This is a genomic window from Paracoccus nototheniae (genome assembly GCF_004335005.1).
Taxonomy (GTDB): domain Bacteria; phylum Pseudomonadota; class Alphaproteobacteria; order Rhodobacterales; family Rhodobacteraceae; genus Paracoccus; species Paracoccus nototheniae.
Genome location: NZ_RQRT01000024.1, coordinates 34316 through 52517, shown reverse-complemented (window position 1 = coordinate 52517; position 18202 = coordinate 34316). Strand labels below are relative to the sequence as shown.

General features: G+C 66.6%; 20 protein-coding genes. 14 read left to right on the top strand and 6 right to left on the bottom strand.

Annotated elements, in window-relative coordinates:
* Positions 1 to 54: 54 nt before the first annotated feature.
* A complete protein-coding gene (gene alr / locus EG885_RS10830; protein ID WP_131574499.1) occupies positions 55 to 1071 on the bottom strand; it encodes an alanine racemase in 1017 nt (338 codons plus the stop codon).
* Positions 1072 to 1255: 184 nt separating this feature from the next.
* Between alr and EG885_RS10825 the strand changes: the two genes are divergently transcribed.
* From EG885_RS10825 to EG885_RS10800, 7 genes are all read left to right on the top strand, one after another.
* The gene (locus EG885_RS10825; RefSeq protein ID WP_131574494.1) at positions 1256 to 2788 is read left to right on the top strand and encodes an acyl-CoA carboxylase subunit beta; all 1533 of its coding nucleotides are present in this window, start codon (positions 1256 to 1258) and stop codon (positions 2786 to 2788) included.
* A gap of 206 nt (positions 2789 to 2994) precedes the next feature.
* Positions 2995 to 3150, top strand: coding sequence for a hypothetical protein (locus EG885_RS22705; protein WP_165571110.1), 156 nt, complete (start codon positions 2995 to 2997; stop codon positions 3148 to 3150).
* 84 nt (positions 3151 to 3234) lie between these two features.
* Positions 3235 to 3654: a hypothetical protein gene (locus tag EG885_RS10820; RefSeq protein WP_131574493.1), complete on the top strand. Its 420-nt coding sequence runs from the start codon at positions 3235 to 3237 to the stop codon at positions 3652 to 3654.
* 127 nt (positions 3655 to 3781) lie between these two features.
* On the top strand, positions 3782 to 4024 hold the full coding sequence (locus tag EG885_RS10815; RefSeq protein ID WP_131574492.1) for a hypothetical protein: 243 nt from the start codon (positions 3782 to 3784) through the stop codon (positions 4022 to 4024).
* Positions 4025 to 4099: 75 nt separating this feature from the next.
* A complete protein-coding gene (locus EG885_RS10810; RefSeq protein WP_165571109.1) occupies positions 4100 to 4312 on the top strand; it encodes a hypothetical protein in 213 nt (70 codons plus the stop codon).
* Positions 4313 to 4411: 99 nt separating this feature from the next.
* Positions 4412 to 6457, top strand: coding sequence for an acetyl-CoA carboxylase biotin carboxylase subunit (locus EG885_RS10805; RefSeq protein ID WP_131574491.1), 2046 nt, complete (start codon positions 4412 to 4414; stop codon positions 6455 to 6457).
* Positions 6454 to 6822 carry a hypothetical protein gene (locus EG885_RS10800; RefSeq protein ID WP_131574490.1) on the top strand — a complete coding sequence of 123 codons (369 nt, stop codon included), beginning with the start codon at positions 6454 to 6456 and terminating at the stop codon, positions 6820 to 6822. The genes EG885_RS10805 and EG885_RS10800 overlap by 4 nt, the downstream gene beginning before the upstream one ends.
* Before the next feature lie 4 nt (positions 6823 to 6826).
* Here EG885_RS10800 and EG885_RS10795 read toward each other — a convergent pair whose 3' ends face one another.
* The gene (locus EG885_RS10795) at positions 6827 to 7222 is read right to left on the bottom strand and encodes a DUF4174 domain-containing protein (RefSeq protein ID WP_242679610.1); all 396 of its coding nucleotides are present in this window, start codon (positions 7220 to 7222) and stop codon (positions 6827 to 6829) included.
* An 83-nt stretch (positions 7223 to 7305) separates the two neighbouring features.
* Here EG885_RS10795 and EG885_RS10790 point away from each other — a divergent pair, with 83 nt between their 5' ends.
* Entirely contained in the window at positions 7306 to 8010 is a 705-nt protein-coding gene (locus EG885_RS10790) for a hypothetical protein (protein WP_131574489.1), read from the top strand.
* On the opposite strand, the gene EG885_RS10785 is transcribed toward EG885_RS10790, so the two are convergent.
* Entirely contained in the window at positions 7976 to 8173 is a 198-nt protein-coding gene (locus EG885_RS10785; protein WP_131574488.1) for a hypothetical protein, read from the bottom strand. The genes EG885_RS10790 and EG885_RS10785 overlap by 35 nt on opposite strands.
* A 99-nt stretch (positions 8174 to 8272) precedes the next feature.
* A complete protein-coding gene (locus EG885_RS10780; RefSeq protein WP_131574487.1) occupies positions 8273 to 8845 on the bottom strand; it encodes a DUF4174 domain-containing protein in 573 nt (190 codons plus the stop codon).
* A 57-nt stretch (positions 8846 to 8902) separates the two neighbouring features.
* On the opposite strand from EG885_RS10780, the gene scpA reads away from it, so the two are divergent.
* The 4 genes from scpA to EG885_RS10760 all read left to right on the top strand — a co-directional run bounded on the left by scpA (position 8903) and on the right by EG885_RS10760 (position 14347).
* A complete protein-coding gene (gene scpA, locus EG885_RS10775) occupies positions 8903 to 11035 on the top strand; it encodes a methylmalonyl-CoA mutase (RefSeq protein WP_131574486.1) in 2133 nt (710 codons plus the stop codon).
* Between the two features lie 85 nt (positions 11036 to 11120).
* Positions 11121 to 12056, top strand: a complete 936-nt coding sequence (locus EG885_RS10770) for a hypothetical protein (protein ID WP_131574485.1) — start codon at positions 11121 to 11123, stop codon at positions 12054 to 12056.
* A gap of 66 nt (positions 12057 to 12122) precedes the next feature.
* Positions 12123 to 12947, top strand: coding sequence for a glycosyl transferase (locus EG885_RS10765; RefSeq protein WP_131574484.1), 825 nt, complete (start codon positions 12123 to 12125; stop codon positions 12945 to 12947).
* Between the two features lie 110 nt (positions 12948 to 13057).
* Entirely contained in the window at positions 13058 to 14347 is a 1290-nt protein-coding gene (locus EG885_RS10760) for a homoserine dehydrogenase (protein ID WP_131574483.1), read from the top strand.
* Between the two features lie 110 nt (positions 14348 to 14457).
* On the opposite strand, the gene EG885_RS10755 is transcribed toward EG885_RS10760, so the two are convergent.
* Complete coding sequence (locus tag EG885_RS10755; protein WP_131574482.1) at positions 14458 to 15384, bottom strand: class I fructose-bisphosphate aldolase; 927 nt, start codon at positions 15382 to 15384, stop codon at positions 14458 to 14460.
* Between the two features lie 180 nt (positions 15385 to 15564).
* Complete coding sequence (locus EG885_RS10750; protein ID WP_131574481.1) at positions 15565 to 16767, bottom strand: phosphoglycerate kinase; 1203 nt, start codon at positions 16765 to 16767, stop codon at positions 15565 to 15567.
* A gap of 202 nt (positions 16768 to 16969) precedes the next feature.
* Here EG885_RS10750 and EG885_RS10745 point away from each other — a divergent pair, with 202 nt between their 5' ends.
* Together EG885_RS10745 and EG885_RS10740 are read left to right on the top strand one after the other, a co-directional pair.
* A complete protein-coding gene (locus EG885_RS10745) occupies positions 16970 to 17476 on the top strand; it encodes a peptidylprolyl isomerase (RefSeq protein ID WP_131574480.1) in 507 nt (168 codons plus the stop codon).
* Positions 17469 to 18179 (top strand): peptidylprolyl isomerase, encoded by a 711-nt coding sequence (locus tag EG885_RS10740; RefSeq protein WP_131574479.1) that lies wholly within the window; start codon positions 17469 to 17471, stop codon positions 18177 to 18179. The genes EG885_RS10745 and EG885_RS10740 overlap by 8 nt, the downstream gene beginning before the upstream one ends.
* Positions 18180 to 18202: the final 23 nt, after the last annotated feature.

The window sequence follows — 18202 nt, the reverse complement described above, 5'->3', positions numbered from 1 at the left end:
CCCCCATCCCGCGCAGCAGATGCAGCGCGGGACGCCCGACCGCCCGGATGGGGGTCACCGCCAGGTCCGCGGATAGCGGGCGCCAAGCGAGGTCAGGATCTCGTATCCGATGGTGCCGGCCAGATCGGCCAGCCGGTCGATGGGCTGGGCCGGGCAGATCAGGTCCAGCCGGTCGGGCACCGTGTCCAGATCGGTCACATCCACGGTGATCAGATCCATCGACACCCGGCCCACCACCGGACAGCCCCGATCACCCGCATAAAGCTGCACCCCGCTGGAGGACAGCGCCCGCAGGATGCCATCCGCATAGCCCGCATCGACGGTGGCGATGCGGCTGTCGCGGGCGGCATGCCAGGTGGCGCCATAGCCCACCATCTCGCCCGACGCGACCGCGCGGGTCTGGATCACGCGCAAAGACAGCTGCACCACGGGCCGCGCCCCGGCAAAGGGCATGCCCCCGTAGAGACCCACACCGGGCCGCACCATGTCGAAATGATATTCCGGCCCCAGCAGGATGCCACCGGTGGCGGCCAGCGACCGGGGCACGTCGCAGCCATCGGTCATGGCGCGAAACGCCGCCAGCTGGGCGGCATTGGCGGGGTGGTCTGGTTCATCCGCGCAGGCCAGATGCGACATGATGAAGGCGGGGCGCGCCGCCATCGCCTCGGACCGGATCGCGGCCCATTCGGAGGCTTCCATGCCAAGGCGGTTCATGCCGCTGTCCAGCTGGATGGCAAAGGGCTGGCCGGGCCGCATCGCGCGGTCGCGAAAGAATTGGGCCGGGCTGTTCAGGACCGGGGTCAGACCGGTCAGATCCTCGCCCTCCAGATGGCCCGACAGAATGTTGATCTGCGCATCGGGGGGCAGCAGGGGGCGGATCGCCCGCCCCTCGCGCGCCAGCGCCACGAAGAACTGCCGCACCCCGGACGCATACAGCGCGGGCGCGACATGGGCCGCGCCCAGGCCATAGGCATCGGCCTTGACCACGGCAGCGGCGATGGCGCCGGGGGCCTTGGCCGCCAGCGCCGCGTGATTGGCCAGAATGGCCCCGGTATCGATCTGCAATCCCATGCTGCCGGATTGCCCGCCCACCTGCGTCCCGTCAAGACCCGTCACGCACGACCGCCTTCGGCCAAGTTTGCAGGTTTTCAGTTTGCGCATTCCAAAGCCTCTACATTTTGCAAAGTTACCCGATTTTCCTTTGCCGCCCCCGCATCACCCGCTAGCCTGCGGCCAAGGATCAGGGAGGCCCGCGATGAAGGACATTCTGCACGAACTGGAACGCCGCCGCGCCGAGGCCCGTCTTGGCGGCGGCCAGCGCCGGATCGACGCCCAGCATGCACGCGGCAAGCTGACCGCCCGCGAACGGATCGACCTGCTGCTGGACGAAGAGAGCTTCGAGGAATTCGACATGTTCGTCGCCCATCGCAGCACCGATTTCGGGATGCAGGATGACCGCCCCTATGGCGACGGGGTCGTCACGGGCTGGGGCACGATCAACGGGCGCATGGTCTATGTGTTCAGCCAGGACTTTACCGTCTTTGGCGGCAGCTTGTCGGAAACCCATGCGCAGAAGATCTGCAAGATCATGGATATGGCGATGCAGAACGGCGCCCCGGTGATCGGGCTGAACGATTCGGGCGGCGCGCGGATCCAGGAAGGCGTGGCCAGCCTTGCGGGCTATGCGGATGTGTTTCAGCGCAATGTGCTGGCATCCGGCGTGGTCCCGCAGATCAGCGTGATCATGGGGCCCTGCGCGGGCGGGGCGGTCTATTCCCCGGCGATGACCGATTTCATCTTCATGGTGCGCGACACGTCCTACATGTTCGTGACCGGTCCCGATGTGGTGAAAACCGTCACGAACGAGGTGGTAACTGCCGAACAGCTGGGCGGCGCGGGCACGCATACCAGGAAATCATCCGTCGCGGACGGTGCCTTTCAGGACGATGTCGAGGCCTTGTCGGAAATCCGCCGCCTGTTCGATTTCCTGCCGCTGAACAACCGCGAAAAGGCCCCGACGCGGCCCTTTTTCGACGACCCGCTGCGGATCGAACCCAGTCTGGACACGCTGATCCCCGACAACCCGAACCAGCCCTATGACATGAAGGAACTGATCGCCAAGGTCGCGGACGAAGGCGATTTCTATGAAATCCAGCGCGATTTCGCAGGCAATATCATCATCGGTTTCATCCGCATCGAGGGTCAGAGCGTCGGCGTCGTGGCCAATCAGCCAATGGTGCTGGCGGGCTGTCTGGACATCGACAGTTCCCGCAAGGCGGCGCGGTTCGTGCGGTTCTGCGATGCGTTCGAGATCCCGATCCTGACGCTGGTCGACGTGCCGGGTTTTCTGCCCGGCACCGGTCAGGAATATGGCGGCGTCATCAAGCATGGCGCGAAACTGTTGTTCGCCTATGGCGAGGCGACGGTGCCCAAGGTGACGGTGATCACCCGCAAGGCCTATGGCGGGGCCTATGACGTGATGGCGTCCAAGCATCTGCGCGGCGATTTCAACTATGCCTGGCCCACGGCGGAAATCGCCGTGATGGGGGCCAAGGGCGCGGTCGAGATCCTGTATCGCAGCGAGCTGGGCGACCCCGACAAGATCGCCGCCCGGACCAAGGATTACGAGGACCGCTTTGCCAATCCCTTCGTCGCCGCCGAAAAGGGCTTTATCGACGAGGTGATCCAGCCGCGTTCGACCCGCCGCCGGGTGGCCCGCGCCTTCGCCAGCCTGCGCGGCAAGCGGCTGACGAACCCGTGGAAAAAACACGACAACATTCCGCTGTGATGGGGCATGGGGGGCACAGGGATGCACAAGGTCGTGAATGATGCAGCCGGGCCACAGGCCAGGGACGGCGTGACGCCGGGGCGGACCCTTGGCTGTCTGCGGACCGGCGGCTTGGTTATCATGCGCGCCAGGTCGGCCACCCAACAAGCCGTCCACAACCCGAGCAGCCGGGCGCACAGTCGTCCGCTTTACAGGAGCCTTTTTCCATGTCGAAGAAAATCATCCTCGGCCTCGTGCTGGTTTCGGCCTTTGCCGCGTGCCAGCGCCAGCAGCCCGCCGATGTCTATGTGCCGACCGCACCCGCAGCCCCGATGGTCAACCCGGTCACGACCGAGCCCGTCTACAGCGGCAAGTTCGGCTAACACCCGCACGTCCATCATCGCGCGCGGGCGGCCAGCCTGCCCGTGCGCAGCAGTCTCCGCGCGCCCCAGCAAAGGGGCCCTGCCATGCTGAAGCATCGCGGATTTCCCGGGCGGCTGCCCGGCACCGATTTCCAGTTCGTCATCCGTCGCGAAAACCGCAAGAAGGGCGCCACGCCCATCACGCGGCGCGAACGCTACAAGGACCGCAGGCCCGCCGACAAGCGCGCCGATGCGGGCTTTCTGTCCGCCCTGATCGCCAAGTTCGGCGACGAGCCTTTCGTGCGCGGCAATCTGGATGCCGGGCGCCTGTCCTGGCTGATCGGACGCGAGGTCAAGGCGGTCGGCGAATTCGACCCCGCCGATTACGAGCAGCTGCTGCAAGTCGACATGACCATCGCCGAAGAGGCCTTTCCCGAACTGTTCGTCAAGGATGCGCCTCCGGCCTTTGACTGGGACGACGAAGACGGTTGGGACGACGGCGACGACGAGGTTGACGACCGTTAATGGGCGACTTGATGCTGAACCCCTTGAAGTCACACGCATGTCAGTTTGACGCGGGGCACGGCTGTGCAATAAACCCCCATGACCTACAACCGGCCCTGAACGGGCCCATCACCACAGGCACCACATCATGCAGAAATCCATCACTCTTCGTCTGGCCGGTCTGGCTCTGGTCGCGGCCGGTCTTTCGGCCTGCGCGCCCGGCTATCAGGGCGGCGGCATCTCGCCCGACGCTCAGCGTGCGGCTGGCGGCGCGGTTGCCGGTGCGGTCATCGCCCGGGCGCTTGACGAAGATATGGCAACCGGCGCGGCCATCGGCGCTGTCGGCGGCGCGCTGTGCGACGACGCGGGCGTCTGCCAGCGCCGCTACTGATCGCTGCGCTTTTTCTCGATCGATCCGGCAGGGGCGGCGTGACGCCTCTGCCACTTACACCACGGGGTTCTCATCATGTCCAAATTCCTTGCCATCGCCGCTTTGGTCGGCACCACGGCGATCGCCGGCTGTACTCAGGGTATCAACCCGACCGACACTGACCGCGCGCTTATCGGCGCAGGCGTCGGCGCGACCATCGCATCGGTCGGCGGCGGCAACGCCATCAAGGGCGCAGCCATCGGCGGCGCGGCCGGTGCGCTGTGCAACGACGTTCGCCTCTGCGAATGATCCGCTGACCGGCGCGCCCGGCGCGCCGACAATCTGCAAAGCCGTCCAAAGCCCCGCGCTTTGGGCGGCTTTTTCATGTTCCGTCCTGGGGGGGAGCCCATGTTCAAGAAGATCCTGATCGCCAACCGGGGCGAGATCGCCTGCCGCGTCATCAAGACCGCGCGGCGCATGGGCATCGCCACCGTCGCCGTCTATTCCGACGCCGACCGCAATGCGCTGCATGTCCGCATGGCCGACGAGGCCGTCCATATCGGCCCCGCCCCCGCCAACCAGTCCTATATCGTCATCGACCGCATCATGGATGCGATCCGCCAGACCGGGGCCGAGGCCGTCCACCCCGGCTATGGCTTCCTGTCGGAAAACCGCAAATTCGCCGAGGCGCTGGAGGCTGCGGGCGTCGTCTTCATCGGCCCTCCCTCGGGCGCGATCGAACAGATGGGCGACAAGATCACCTCGAAGAAACTGGCGCAGGTGGCGGGCGTCAGCACCGTGCCGGGCCATATGGACCTGATCGCCGATGCGGACGAGGCGGCGGTGATCAGCGCGGGCATCGGCTATCCGGTGATGATCAAGGCCAGCGCGGGCGGCGGCGGCAAGGGCATGCGCATCGCCTGGAGCGATGACGAGGCGCGCGAGGGTTTCGAATCGTCGAAATCCGAGGCCGCGAACAGCTTTGGCGACGACCGCATCTTCATCGAGAAATTCGTCACGCAGCCGCGCCATATCGAAATTCAGGTGTTGGCCGACCAGCATGGCAATGCCGTCTATCTGCATGAACGCGAATGTTCGATCCAGCGCCGCAACCAGAAGGTCATCGAAGAGGCGCCGTCCCCGTTCCTCGACGAGGCGACACGCGCCGCGATGGGCAGCCAGGCGGTCGCTTTGGCCAAGGCGGTCGGCTATACCAGCGCGGGGACGGTGGAGTTCATCGTGGACGGCGACCGGAATTTCTATTTCCTGGAAATGAACACCCGGCTGCAGGTCGAACATCCGGTGACCGAACTTATTACCGGCGTCGATCTGGTCGAACAGATGATCCGCGTCGCTGCGGGCGAACCCCTGCCCTTCGCACAATCCGATCTGAAGATCACCGGATGGGCGATGGAAAGCAGGCTTTATGCCGAGGATCCCTATCGCGGCTTTCTGCCCTCGATCGGACGGCTGTCGCGCTATCGTCCTCCGGTCGAGGTGGCGGCGGGACCGATGCTGGACAGCGGCAAATGGCTGGCCCTTGACGCGCCCACCGGCCCGGCGGCGGTCAGGAACGACACCGGCGTCTTCGAGGGCGGCGAGATCAGCATGTTCTATGACCCGATGATCGCGAAGCTGTGCACATGGGCGCCCACCCGCCTTGCCGCGATCGAGGCGATGCGCAGCGCGCTGGACGGGTTCGAGGTCGAGGGGATCGGGCATAACCTGCCCTTCCTGTCGGCGGTCATGGACCATCCGAAATTCGTGTCGGGCGACATCACCACCGCCTTTATCGCCGAGGAATATCCCGACGGCTTTCAGGGCGCGACATTGCCCGACGACGATCTGCACCGACTGGCGGCGGCGGCGGCGGCCATGCACCGCGTCGCCGAAATCCGCCGCGCCCGCATCAGCGGCAGGCTGAGCCATCATGAACGCCGCGTGGGCGAAGACTGGGTGGTCTTTGCCGCCGGGCAGGACTGGCCCGTCCGGATCACCGCTGACCGCGACGGCGCGGATGTCGCGATTGCCGGGATCGTGCTGCGGGTGACGGGCGACTGGCGCCCCGGTCAGTCTCTGGCACGGCTGACGGTGGACGGGCAGCCGCTGGTGGTCAAGGTCGACAAGATCCCGGCAGGCCTGCGGCTGCGGATGCGCGGCGCCGATCTTCGCGTCCATGTCCGCAGACCGCGCGCGGCGGAACTGGCCCGGCTGATGCCCGAGAAACTGCCGCCCGACACGTCGAAATTCCTGCTTTGTCCGATGCCCGGCCTGATCGTGCGCATCAATGTCGCCCAAGGCGACGAAGTGCAGGAGGGTCAGGCGCTGGCCACGGTCGAAGCGATGAAGATGGAAAACATCCTGCGCGCCGAACGCAAGGGCGTGGTAAAATCGGTGTCCGCCACGCAGGGCGAAAGCCTGAAGGTCGATGAGATCATCATGGAATTCGAATGACCCGCACCCTGCCCGCCGCGCTGCTGGCCGCGCTGGTTGCCCTGTCCGGGGCGGCCGGGGTGCTGGTGGTGGCGGGAGGGGCGCTGGTTCCCGTGGGCGGAACGGATCTGCCGCTGGCCTATATCCTGCCGCCGCTGGTCGCGCTGGCTCTGTTCCAGCTGATCTTCGGCGCGCTGTCGGGGTTCTGGCGCGGACCCGGCTTCTGGCTGGTGGCCCTGCCGGTCAGCGCAGTGATCTGGGGCCTGGGCCTGTGGCTGCTGCTGGATGCGCGGATCACCGCGCCGCAGGCGCTGGCGGGCACGGCGCTGGCGCATCTGGCCGCCGTTCTGCTGGCCGTGACGCGGATCAGGGGGCGGCGGGCATGACCCCCTATTCCGCCTCGCGCCGGCGCATCGGCATGGCGTCGATCAGACCGATGATCTCATCCGCAGTGACCGGCGCGTCGCGGCGCAGCTTGACGCCGCCATCCTTGCCGATCAGCAGCACGCGCAGCCCCTGCGCGGGCCGCAACCCGTCCGCGCCCGGCCCGTCGGTCAGCAAGGTGACCTCGCGTTCGGCCAAGGCCCCGGCAGCGGGGCGGAACGCCTCGATCTGCCGGGCCACGGCCCCGGCTTCGCCCAGAACCACCACCGGGCGGGCCTGCCAGCGCATTCCGTCCAGCGTGTCCGCCTGCAGTCGCGTCACCGGCAGGGATGCGCCCCGCCCGGCATCGGCAGGGGCCATCACCGGCCACAGGGCCATCGCGGCTGTCAGGCATAATCGCATCGCAGCTCTCCTTGTCATGATGACCCGACGCATGGCGGTGCCTGCGGGTTCCGGCCCCACCCCTTTTGATGGCGCAGATGTCCATGCCGCCGCTTGACGACGTCCTCAGCCCGCAGCTGCAACAGGCGGTCGTCACCGGCCTGTTCGTCGCCATCGGCTGGATCGTGGTCGCAGGTCAGACCCGGCGCCGCGATGCCGCCCTGCGCCGCGCGCGCGAGGCGGATCTGCAGCGCGCCCTGCTGGCCGAGATCCGCGCCCATGTCTTTGCGCTGGAACAGCAGGTGCCCTCGGCTGCGGATGCGGCGGCGCTGATCGCGCGGATCGAGACCGGCGATTTCGTGCCCACCCTGCCCCAGCATGCCAATGACCGCATCTTTGCCGCAGTGGTGGCCGATATCCACATCCTGCCCGCCCCGGTCATCGACCCGATCGTGCTGTATTACCGGCTGTTGTCGATCATGGAGGCGCTGGCCACGGACCTGCGGCGCATGGCGCGGCGGGATGGGGCGCGGGCGGCGCAGATGATGGGGGATTACTTGTCGCTGATGGAGGAGACCCGCGACAGCGGCATTCAGGCGATCCGCGTGCTGACCGAATGCCTGCGCGGCGGCGTCGATGCGGTAGAGCAGATGCTGGATCAGGACGAGGCCGATGCGGCAGCGCTGGTGGCGCAATATCTGCCGGGTGAACTGGCCATCCTGCGCGAGCGGCTTCTGCGCGAGGGGTTGCGCGATGCGCCGGATGCGCGCGGCGTCAGTAGCCGATCTTCGGACCCGAGAGGCCGGTGATGGGACGCAACCCGATGGCCCGCACGATTTCATTGGCACGGCTGATGGCCGAGGGTTTGGTCAACAGCGCCTCGGGGCGCGGGGCCGCGATGCGCGCGACGGGCTTGGCGGGGCGGGCCGGCACCACGGGCGCGGCGCTGCGGTCTGCGTGCGGTTTGGCCATGATCGTTCCCTTTCCGATGTCCGGCAGGCTGCCGGGTTCTGTCCATGATATAGGGAACGCCCCACAAATCCACAAGTTTCGCAGGCCCCGCGCTGCCGCTCAGCGCAGCAGGCTGCCCCGCCCGACCTCTTGCCGTCTCAGCGGCAGGCGATCGATGGCGCGGCCGATCTCCCGGACGTCCCAGGGGCTGGGGCGGCGGATCTTGACCTGCCCGTCCTTGTCGATGATCACCAGCGAAAAGCCGCGCGGCCTCAGTTCCTGCCGCCATTCGCTGTTGGCGGCCGGATCGCTGTCGGTGACCACCACCACGTCGCGCGCCTCAAGCCCGCGTTCGTCGCGCCGCAACGCCCGCATCTGTTCGACGAAGGCCGGGTCGTCCGGCGTGTCGGCAAAGACCACCACCGGGCGGGCCTGCCACAGGAAATCCTGTGGCGCCACATCGGCGGCATCGCGGATCAGGACGGATTCGTCCGGCTGCGCGCTGGCAGCAGGATCGGGCGGGCCGACCTGCTGGGATACGGGTGGCAATCGGGCGGGATTGCGCTGCGGCGTGCTGTCGCGGGCGCTGCCCGCATCAGGGGTGGCATCGGCGGCGGTCTCGGGAACGGGCGCATCGCGCGCCGGTCCCATCGCGGCCAAAGCCATCACGACTATCAGGAATTTCAACTTCATCGGCACCTCGTCATGCTCTGAATATAGGGCAGGACGCGCCACGCGAAAGGATGGATCATGACAAAACCCACGATGCAGGACTGGCAGCGGCTGGCGCAGAGCGAATTGAAGGGCCGCGACCCCGACAGTCTGACATGGCAGACGTTGGAAGGCATCGCCGTCAAACCGCTGTATACCGAGGCCGATACGGACGGGCTGGACCACCTTGGCGGCCTGCCCGGGCTGGCTCCGTTCACGCGAGGCCCCCGCGCGACGATGTATGCCGGGCGCCCCTGGACCATCCGGCAATATGCCGGGTTCTCGACCGCCGAGGCGTCGAATGCGTTCTATCGTCGCGCCCTGGCTGCGGGACAGCAGGGCGTGTCAGTGGCCTTCGATCTGGCGACGCATCGGGGCTATGACAGCGACCATCCCCGGGTCGAGGGCGATGTCGGCAAGGCGGGCGTCGCCATCGATTCGGTCGAGGACATGAAGATCCTGTTCGACGGCATCCCGCTGGATCAGGTGTCGGTGTCGATGACCATGAACGGCGCGGTCATCCCGATCCTTGCCAGCTTCATCGTGACGGGAGAGGAACAGGGCCATTCCCGTGCGGTCCTGTCAGGCACCATTCAGAACGACATTCTCAAGGAGTTCATGGTCCGCAACACCTATATCTATCCGCCCGAACCCAGCATGCGGATCATCGCCGATATCATCCAGTACACCTCGGATCAGATGCCCAGGTTCAACAGCATCTCGATTTCCGGTTATCACATGCAGGAGGCCGGGGCGAACCTGGTGCAGGAACTGGCCTATACGCTGGCCGACGGGCGTGAATATGTCCGCGCGGCCATCGCGGCGGGCATGGATGTGGATGCGTTCGCCGGACGGCTGTCGTTCTTTTTCGCCATCGGCATGAATTTCTTTATGGAAATAGCCAAGCTGCGGGCCGCCCGCCTGCTGTGGCACAAGATCATGTCGGAATTTGAACCAAAGAAGCAGGGCAGCCTGATGCTGCGGACGCATTGCCAGACCTCGGGCGTGTCGTTGCAAGAGCAAGACCCCTATAACAACGTCATCCGCACGGCATACGAGGCGATGTCGGCGGCGCTTGGCGGCACACAGTCGCTGCACACCAATGCGCTGGACGAGGCCATCGCCCTGCCCACCGATTTCAGCGCCCGGATCGCGCGGAACACCCAGCTGATCCTGCAGGAGGAAACCGGCATCACCCATGTCGTCGATCCGCTGGCGGGCAGCTATTACATCGAAAGCCTGACCGCCGAACTGGCCGACAAGGCGTGGGAACTGATCAGCGAGGTCGAAGAGATGGGCGGCATGACCAAGGCCGTGGCCAGCGGCATGCCCAAGCTGCGGATCGAGGAAACCGCCGCCCGCCGTCAGGCGCTGATCGACCGTGGCCAGGACGTGATCGTCGGCGTCAACAAATACCGCAAGGAGACCGAGGATCCGATCGACATCCTTGATATCGACAACGTGGCGGTGCGCGACAGCCAGATCGAACGCCTGGCCCGGATCCGCGCCACCCGCGACGATGCCCGTGTCGCGGCCACGCTGGCCGAAATCACCCGCCGCGCCCGCGATGGCGGCAATCTGCTGGAAGCCGCAGTCGAGGCCGCGCGCGCCCGCGCCTCGGTCGGCGAGATCAGCATCGCGATGGAAGAGGTCTTTGGCCGCCACCGGGCCGAGGTCCGTACGCTGGCCGGGGTCTATGGCGCCGCCTATGCGGGCGACGAAGGCTTTGCGCAGATCCAGCGCGACGTGGACGCCTTTGCGATCGAAGAGGGCCGCCGCCCCCGCATGCTGGTCGTCAAGATGGGACAGGACGGCCATGACCGGGGCGCCAAGGTCATCGCGACGGCATTCGCCGATATCGGCTTCGACGTGGATGTGGGGCCGCTGTTCCAGACCCCCGAAGAGGCCGCACAGGACGCCATCGACAATGACGTCCATGTGGTCGGCATCAGCTCTCAGGCGGCGGGGCACAAGACGCTGGCGCCCAAGCTGATCGCAGCGCTGCAGGCGGCGGGCGCGGGCGAGATATTGGTCATCTGCGGCGGCGTGATCCCGCAGCAGGATTACGATTTCCTGCGCCGCGCGGGCGTCAAGGCGATCTTTGGGCCGGGCACCAACATCCCCTCGGCCGCCGCCGACATCCTGGCGCTGATCCGCGCGGCGCGGGGCTGATCGCCGGGGGCGCAGGCAGGCGGGCGGCAGATTGACTTGCCCCCGCCGCAGGGGCCAGACAGGGAATAACCGACAGGGGGGATGAATGCAGCGTCTATGGCTTCACATCGGCATGCAAAAGACCGGCACCTCGGCGGCCCAGATCTGGCTGACCCAGAACGAGGATGCGCTGCGCGACCGGGGCCTGTTCTATGTCCGCCCCAAAAAGGGCCTGCCCGCCAGCGGCGCGCTGGTCAATGCGCTGAACGCCAACCCGGCCGAGGCCGCGCGCATGATCGCCGAACAGCAGGACAAGCTGCACCACGCCGGGCCCGGCATCACCGATGTCCTGATCTCGTCCGAGGATTTCTCGATCCGCCCGCCACAGATCGCGCTGCCCCTGCTGCAGGCCTTTGCCGGGTTCGATATCCGCATTCTGGTCTGGCTGCGCCGTCAGGATCTGTTCGCCGAGGCGCTGACCAAGCAATGGATCAAATGGAACGGCAATCAGGCGCAGAACCCCGAGGCGCTGATGACCAGGGTCGTGGGCCCGCTGCTGGATTACGACCGGCTGCTGGATGATTGGGCCGCGACCTTTCCCAAGGCCCGCCTGCTGCCCCACATCTACGCCGAGGATCTGCCCGACACCCCGCGCCCCGACAGCATCGCGGCGCTTTTGGGGGCGATGGGGATGGATGACCTGATCCCGCCCGAATCGCAGGCGATCCGGGCCAATGTCTCGCCTCAGGCCGATCTGGTCCGGCTTTACCGCACGCTGGAGGGGCCGCGCCGCGTGCGTCTGGCCAACCGCACGCTGATGGAGCAGAACCCCGACGGCTTTGCAGGGCGGGGCGATCTGTTCACCCCTGCCGAGCGGCAGACGATCCGCGACGATCATGCCGCCTCGAATGCACGGCTGCTGATGCGCTGGTTTCCGGATCGCACAGCGCTGTTCGATCCGCGCGATCCGGAACCGCGGGCCGGGCAGGCCTCGGGGGATGCGGCAGTGGCGGCGTTTCGCAGCCTTTACGACGCCGGATAAGCGGCGCATTGCCTCGACCCGCCCAAGATGGGACAACCGGGGCATCATCACGGGGCAGGACAGACGATGAGCGACGGACGCAACGGCAATCTGAAACAGATCATCTGCATCAAATGGGGCACCAAGTTCGGCCCCGAATATGTCAACCGCCTGCATGCGATGATCGCGCGTAACATCACGCCGCCGTTCCGGCTGTTCTGTTTTACCGATGACGGCGCGGGGCTGCACCCGGATGTGGCGGTGCGCCCGCTGCCGCCCTTCGCCTATCAGGCGCCGGTCAATACGCGGGGCAAATGGCCCAAATCGCGGTTATGGGGCGATCTGGGCGATGTGACCGGGGTGGTGCTGTTTCTGGATCTGGACGTGATCGTGACCGGCGATCTGGACCCGTTTTTCACCCATGGCGACCCGGATGACACGATTTTGGGCCGCAATCCGAACACGCCGCTGGAAAAGATGGGCCAGACTTCGGTCTATCGGATGCGGGTGGGCAATCTGGCGCCCTTGCAGCAGATCTTTGCCGCCGATCCGCAGGGCATCGCGGACAAATACCGTTATGAACAGCGCTTCGTGACGCGCAATGCGCCGGGCGGGGTCAAATTCTGGCCGCGCGGCTGGCTGGCGCATTTCCGGTTCCATTGCGTGCCGGTCTTTCCGCTGAACTATCTGCTGGAACCCCGCATTCCGCGCGGCACCCGCATCGTGATGTTCCCCGGCAGCCTGAACCCACCCGACGCCATCGCGGGCCGGTGGGACGAGGCCGATCCCGTCCGCCCGCCGCTGGCCCATCTGCGCGCGCTGTTCACAGGCGAGCGGCGCGAACGCCCGCTGAAGCATCTGCGCCATTATGTGCGCCCGACATCCTGGGTGACGCGGCTCTGGCGCGAATAGGCCATCCCCCTGCCCCTTCCCGCGCCGCGCGCCCGCGCCGATCCGCATCCCGCGTTGCAACAGCCGCGCGGGCAGGCTAACACCCGCGAAATCAAGGATGAGAGGCTGCCATGACGTCCCCCCTCCGCCTCGGCATTGCCGGGCTTGGCACCGTCGGGATCGGTGTCGTCAAGATCGTCCAGCGCCATGCCGATCTGCTGGCGCTGCGCTCGGGCCGCGCGGTGGCCATCACCGCCATCAGCGCGCGCGACCGGATGAAGAACCGCGACGCCGACCTGTCCCCCTATCGGTGGGAGGATGACCCGATGGCCGTCGCCACCGCCGATGATGTCGATGTGTTCATCGAACTGATCGGCGGCGATACCGGCATCGCCCGTGACAGCATCGAGGCCGCGCTGCGGTCGGGCAAGGACGTGGTGACCGCCAACAAGGCGCTGCTGGCCATGCATGGCCATGCGCTGGCCGAACTGGCCGAAAGCCTGGGCCGGGTGATCCGGTTCGAGGCGGCGGTGGCGGGCGGCATCCCGGTCATCAAGTCGATGACGGAATCGCTGGCGGGCAACCGCATCACCCGCGTCATGGGCGTGATGAACGGCACCTGCAACTATATCCTGACGCGGATGGAAAGCGCCGGCCTGCCCTATGACGCCGTCTTCGAAGAGGCGCGCCAGCTGGGCTATCTGGAGGCCGATCCGACGCTGGACGTGGGGGGCATCGATGCGGGCCACAAGCTGGCGATCCTGTCCTCGATCGCCTTCGGGACACAGGTCAGTTTCGACGCCGTGGAAATCGAGGGGATCGAACGCGTCAGCATCGACGACATCCACCGCGCCGCCGATATGGGCTATCGCATCAAGCTGCTGGGGGTCGCGCAGATGACCGCGCGGGGGCTGGAACAGCGCATGTCGCCCTGTCTGGTGCCCGCCGACAGCCCGCTTGGCCAGCTGGTCGGCGGCACCAACATGGTGGTGATCGAAGGCGACAGCGTCGGCCAGATCGTGCTGCGCGGCGCCGGGGCGGGCGAAGGCCCGACCGCCAGCGCCGTCATGTCCGATATCGTGGAAATCGCCCGCGGCGTGCGCATGCCGGTCTTTGGCCAGCCCGCCGCCAGCCTGACCGCCGCCCAACCCGCCCGCACCGCCGTGCCCGCCGCCTATTACATCCGGCTGGAATTGCAGGACAAACCCGGCGCGCTGGCCAAGGTCGCGACGGTTCTGGGCGATGCCGGGATCTCGATCGACCGGATGCGCCAATATGGCCAGCACAGCCCGGCCAGCGTTCCGGTTCTGGTCGTGACCCACAAGACCACGCCCGAAGCCATCGATTACGCCATCGAGGCCCTGCCCCGCACCGGCGTTCTGGTCAGCGACCCGGTCGAATTGCGCATCGAAGAGGTCTGATCACGCGAAGGGGGCCGCCAGGCCCCCGTCCTGCGCCGTCAGGCGCTGCATGCCGTCGCGCCCCCGTTTCGGGGGCGCGGCCGTTTGGTCGATCAGGGCGCCCGATCTGATCAGGGTGCCTTGTAGATATCGACCAGCTTGCCCAGCATCTCCAGCGCATCCTCGCGCGAGCGTTGAAAGCTGTTTCTGCCGATGATCGATCCGTTGCCGCCGCCTTCGCGGATTGCGCGCGCATCGTCAAAGACCGCATCCGCGCCCTTGGACGCGCCGCCCGAGAACACCACGATCCGACGCCCGCCAAAGGACGCCTGCATGCAATGCGCGACCCGCTTGGCCTGGGTCGAGATGTCGATGCCCTTCTCCTCATAGACCTTTTTGGCCTCGGGCAGCATCAGATGGTCGGTCGACAGCTTGATCTTGATGATATGCGCGCCGATCAGCGCCGCGATCTGGGCGGCATAGGCGGCCACGTCGATCGCCGTCTCTCCTTCCTTGGTGATCGCCTCGCCGCGCGGATAGGACCAGATGACGGTCGCCACGCCCTTGGCGGCGGCTTCGCGGCGCATCTCGACGATCTCTTCGAACATGTCCAAGGCCATGTCGCTGCCGGGATAGATGGTAAAGCCCACCGCCGCACAGCCAAGCCGCAGCGCATCGTCCACGGATGCGGTGATGGCCTGATTCTTGCCCGCCGTGTCCGACATCAGGCTGTTGGCGCTGTTGACCTTGAGGATGGTCGGGATCTGGCCCGCAAATGTGTCCGCCCCGGCCTCGATCATGCCCAAAGGCGCGGCAAAGGCGTTCAGCCCGGCATCGATCGCCAGCTGGTAATGGTAATGCGGGTCATAGCCCGCCGGGTTGGCGGCAAAGGTCCGGGCCGGGCCGTGCTCAAAGCCCTGATCGACGGGAAGGATGATCATCTTGCCGGTTCCGGCCAGCTTGCCGGTCATCAGCATCCGCGCCAGCTGCGCCTTCACGCCGGGCGTCTCGCCTTCGTATTTGGCCAGAATGCGGCGCACCGTGTCGGTCATCTGCATGGGGTCTCTCTCTTTGGGTTCTGCATGTGCATAGCATGTCAGCCCAAGGTCACAATTCTGGTTACGCTAACGAAACCGCAGCCAGGTCAGGATTGGTGCCGCACCGGGGCAAAATCCCGCGCGCGGCCTTGGGTCCGGACGCGCGCCGCCCCTGAAAGGCGCGGCGCGCGTCCGCAAGGATCAGCGCTTGGCGGCTTCCAGCGCGGCGACGCCGGGCAGGGTCTTGCCTTCCATCCATTCCAGAAACGCGCCGCCTGCGGTCGAGATGAAGGTGAACCCCTCGGCGGCGCCCGCCTTGTTCAGCGCCGCGACCGTGTCGCCCCCGCCCGCGACCGAGACCAGCGCCCCCTGCGCCGTCAACTCGGCTGCGGCGCGCGCGGCGGCATTGGTGGCGGCGTCGAAGGGCTCGATCTCGAAGGCGCCCAGAGGGCCGTTCCAGATCAGCGTCTTGCAGGCGGTCATCGCCTGACGCAGCGCCTCGACCGTGTCCGGGCCCGCATCCAGAATCATCGCATCCGCCGGGCATTCGGCCACGGGCAGCGTTTCGGACGCGGCACCCGCCTTGAATTCACGTGCCACGACGATATCGACCGGCAGATGGATCCGGCAGCCCGTCGCCTGCGCCTTGTCCATGATCGCGCGGGCAGTGTCGGCCATGTCGCGTTCGGCCAGCGATTTGCCGACCTCGACGCCCTGCGCCACAAGGAACGTGTTGGCCATGCCGCCGCCGATGACCAGATGATCGACCTTCTCGATCAGGTTCATCAGCAGGTCCAGCTTGCTGGACACCTTGGCGCCGCCCACGACCGCCATCACCGGACGCTGCGGATCGCCAAGGGCTGCGTCCAGCGCCTTCAGTTCCGCCTCCATCAGCCGTCCGGCGCCCGCGTTCAGCAGCCGCGCCAGCCCTTCGGTCGAGGCATGGGCCCTGTGCGCCGCCGAAAAGGCGTCGTTCACATAGGCCCCGCCAAGGGCTGCCAGCGATGCGGTAAAGGTGGCGTCATTGGCCTCTTCCCCGGCATGAAAGCGGGTGTTCTCCATCAGCGCGACCTGACCAGGCTGCAGCGCCGCGACGACACGCTTGGCCGCCCCGCCGATGCAATCCTCGGAAAAGACGACGGGCTGGCCAAGCGCAGCCTCCAACGCGGGCAGGATCTGACGCAGGCTCATGCCATCGACGCGTTGGCCCTTGGGGCGGTCGAAATGGGCCAGCAGGACGGGGATGCCGCCACGCGCCTGAATATCCTTGACGGTCGGCACGATCTTGTCGATCCGGGTGGTGTCGGTGACCTGCCCGTTTTCGACCGGAACGTTCACATCGACGCGGGTCAGGACGACCTTTCCGTCAAGATCCATGTCGTCGATGGTGTTGAACCGTGCCATGTCGCATCCTTCCGCTTGGGTGTTGGATGGCTTGTCCCGCATGGCGCGCGCGCCGTCAACTGCGCCGATGGGCGGAGCCTTGCCGGGCCGGGCGCCGGTGCCCCCCGACACCCCCCGATGAAACCCGCATAACGGTTTCGCGCGTTGCCCTTGGCGACCCAAGCCCCTAGATCAGGGGTCGAACAAGCCAAAGGAGGCCCCCATGGCCGAGATCAAGGACCCCGAAAACACCATCGTCATCACGCTGAAGGACGGCCCTGTCGTCATCGAGCTGCTGGCCGATGTTGCCCCCAAGCATGTCGCCCGGATGAAGGAACTGGCCCGCGCCGGTGCCTATGACAATGTGGCCTTCCACCGCGTGATCGAGGGCTTCATGGCCCAGACCGGCGATGTGGCGAATGCCAACATGGAAAAGAACTATAATCCCGGTCGCGCCGGAACGGGCGGTTCCGACATGCCCGACCTGCCCGCCGAATTTTCCAAGCTGCCCCATGACCGGGGCACCATCGGCGCCGCGCGCTCGCAGAACCCCAACAGCGCCAACAGCCAGTTCTTCATCAACTTTGGCGACAACCATTTCCTGAACGGTCAGTACACGGTCTATGGCCGCGTGATCGAAGGCATGGAGCATGTCGACAAGATCGCCCGGGGCGAGCCGCCCGTCAGCCCCGACCGCATGATCAGCGTCAAGGTGGCCGCCGATGCGTAAGTTCGCCCTGATCCCCGCCTTTCTGGCGCTTGGCGGCGGTGCCGCCTTCGCTCAGGGCACCAATCCGCAGGTCGAGGATACCGACGGCCCGAACATGGTGATCGAGGTCGCCGATGCCGAGGGCAATTCCAAGGGCACCATGGTGCTGGACCTGCGCGAGGATCTGGCCCCGAACCACGTCGCCCGGCTGGTCGAGCTGGCGCAGGCCGGCGCCTATGACGGCGTCGTCTTTCACCGCGTGATCGACGGCTTCATGGCGCAGACCGGCGATGTGGAAAACGGCCTGCAGGACGGCGATACCGCGATGGCTGGCATGGGCGGGTCCGATCTGCCCGATCTGGAAGCCGAGTTCAGCGATGCCAGCTTTGATCGCGGCACCGTCGGCATGGCCCGCGCCACCGATCCCAACAGCGCCAACAGCCAGTTCTTCATCGATCTGGCCCCCGCGCAGTTTCTGGACGGCGAATACACCGTCGTCGGCCAGCTGATCGAGGGCTGGGACGTTCTGGACGCCATCAAGAAGGGCGACGCCGCCACCAATGGCGCTGTCGAGGAACCCGACTATATGCTGAGCGTGACGATCGCCGGTGGGGACGAACCCGCCGCCGAGGATGCGGGCGCTGCGACCGAAGGTCCGACCGACACGCCGGCCGAGGATGCGGCGGACACGCCTGCCGCGGACGACACCGCCACGGACGGCTGAGCCGGACGATATGACACGGGGGA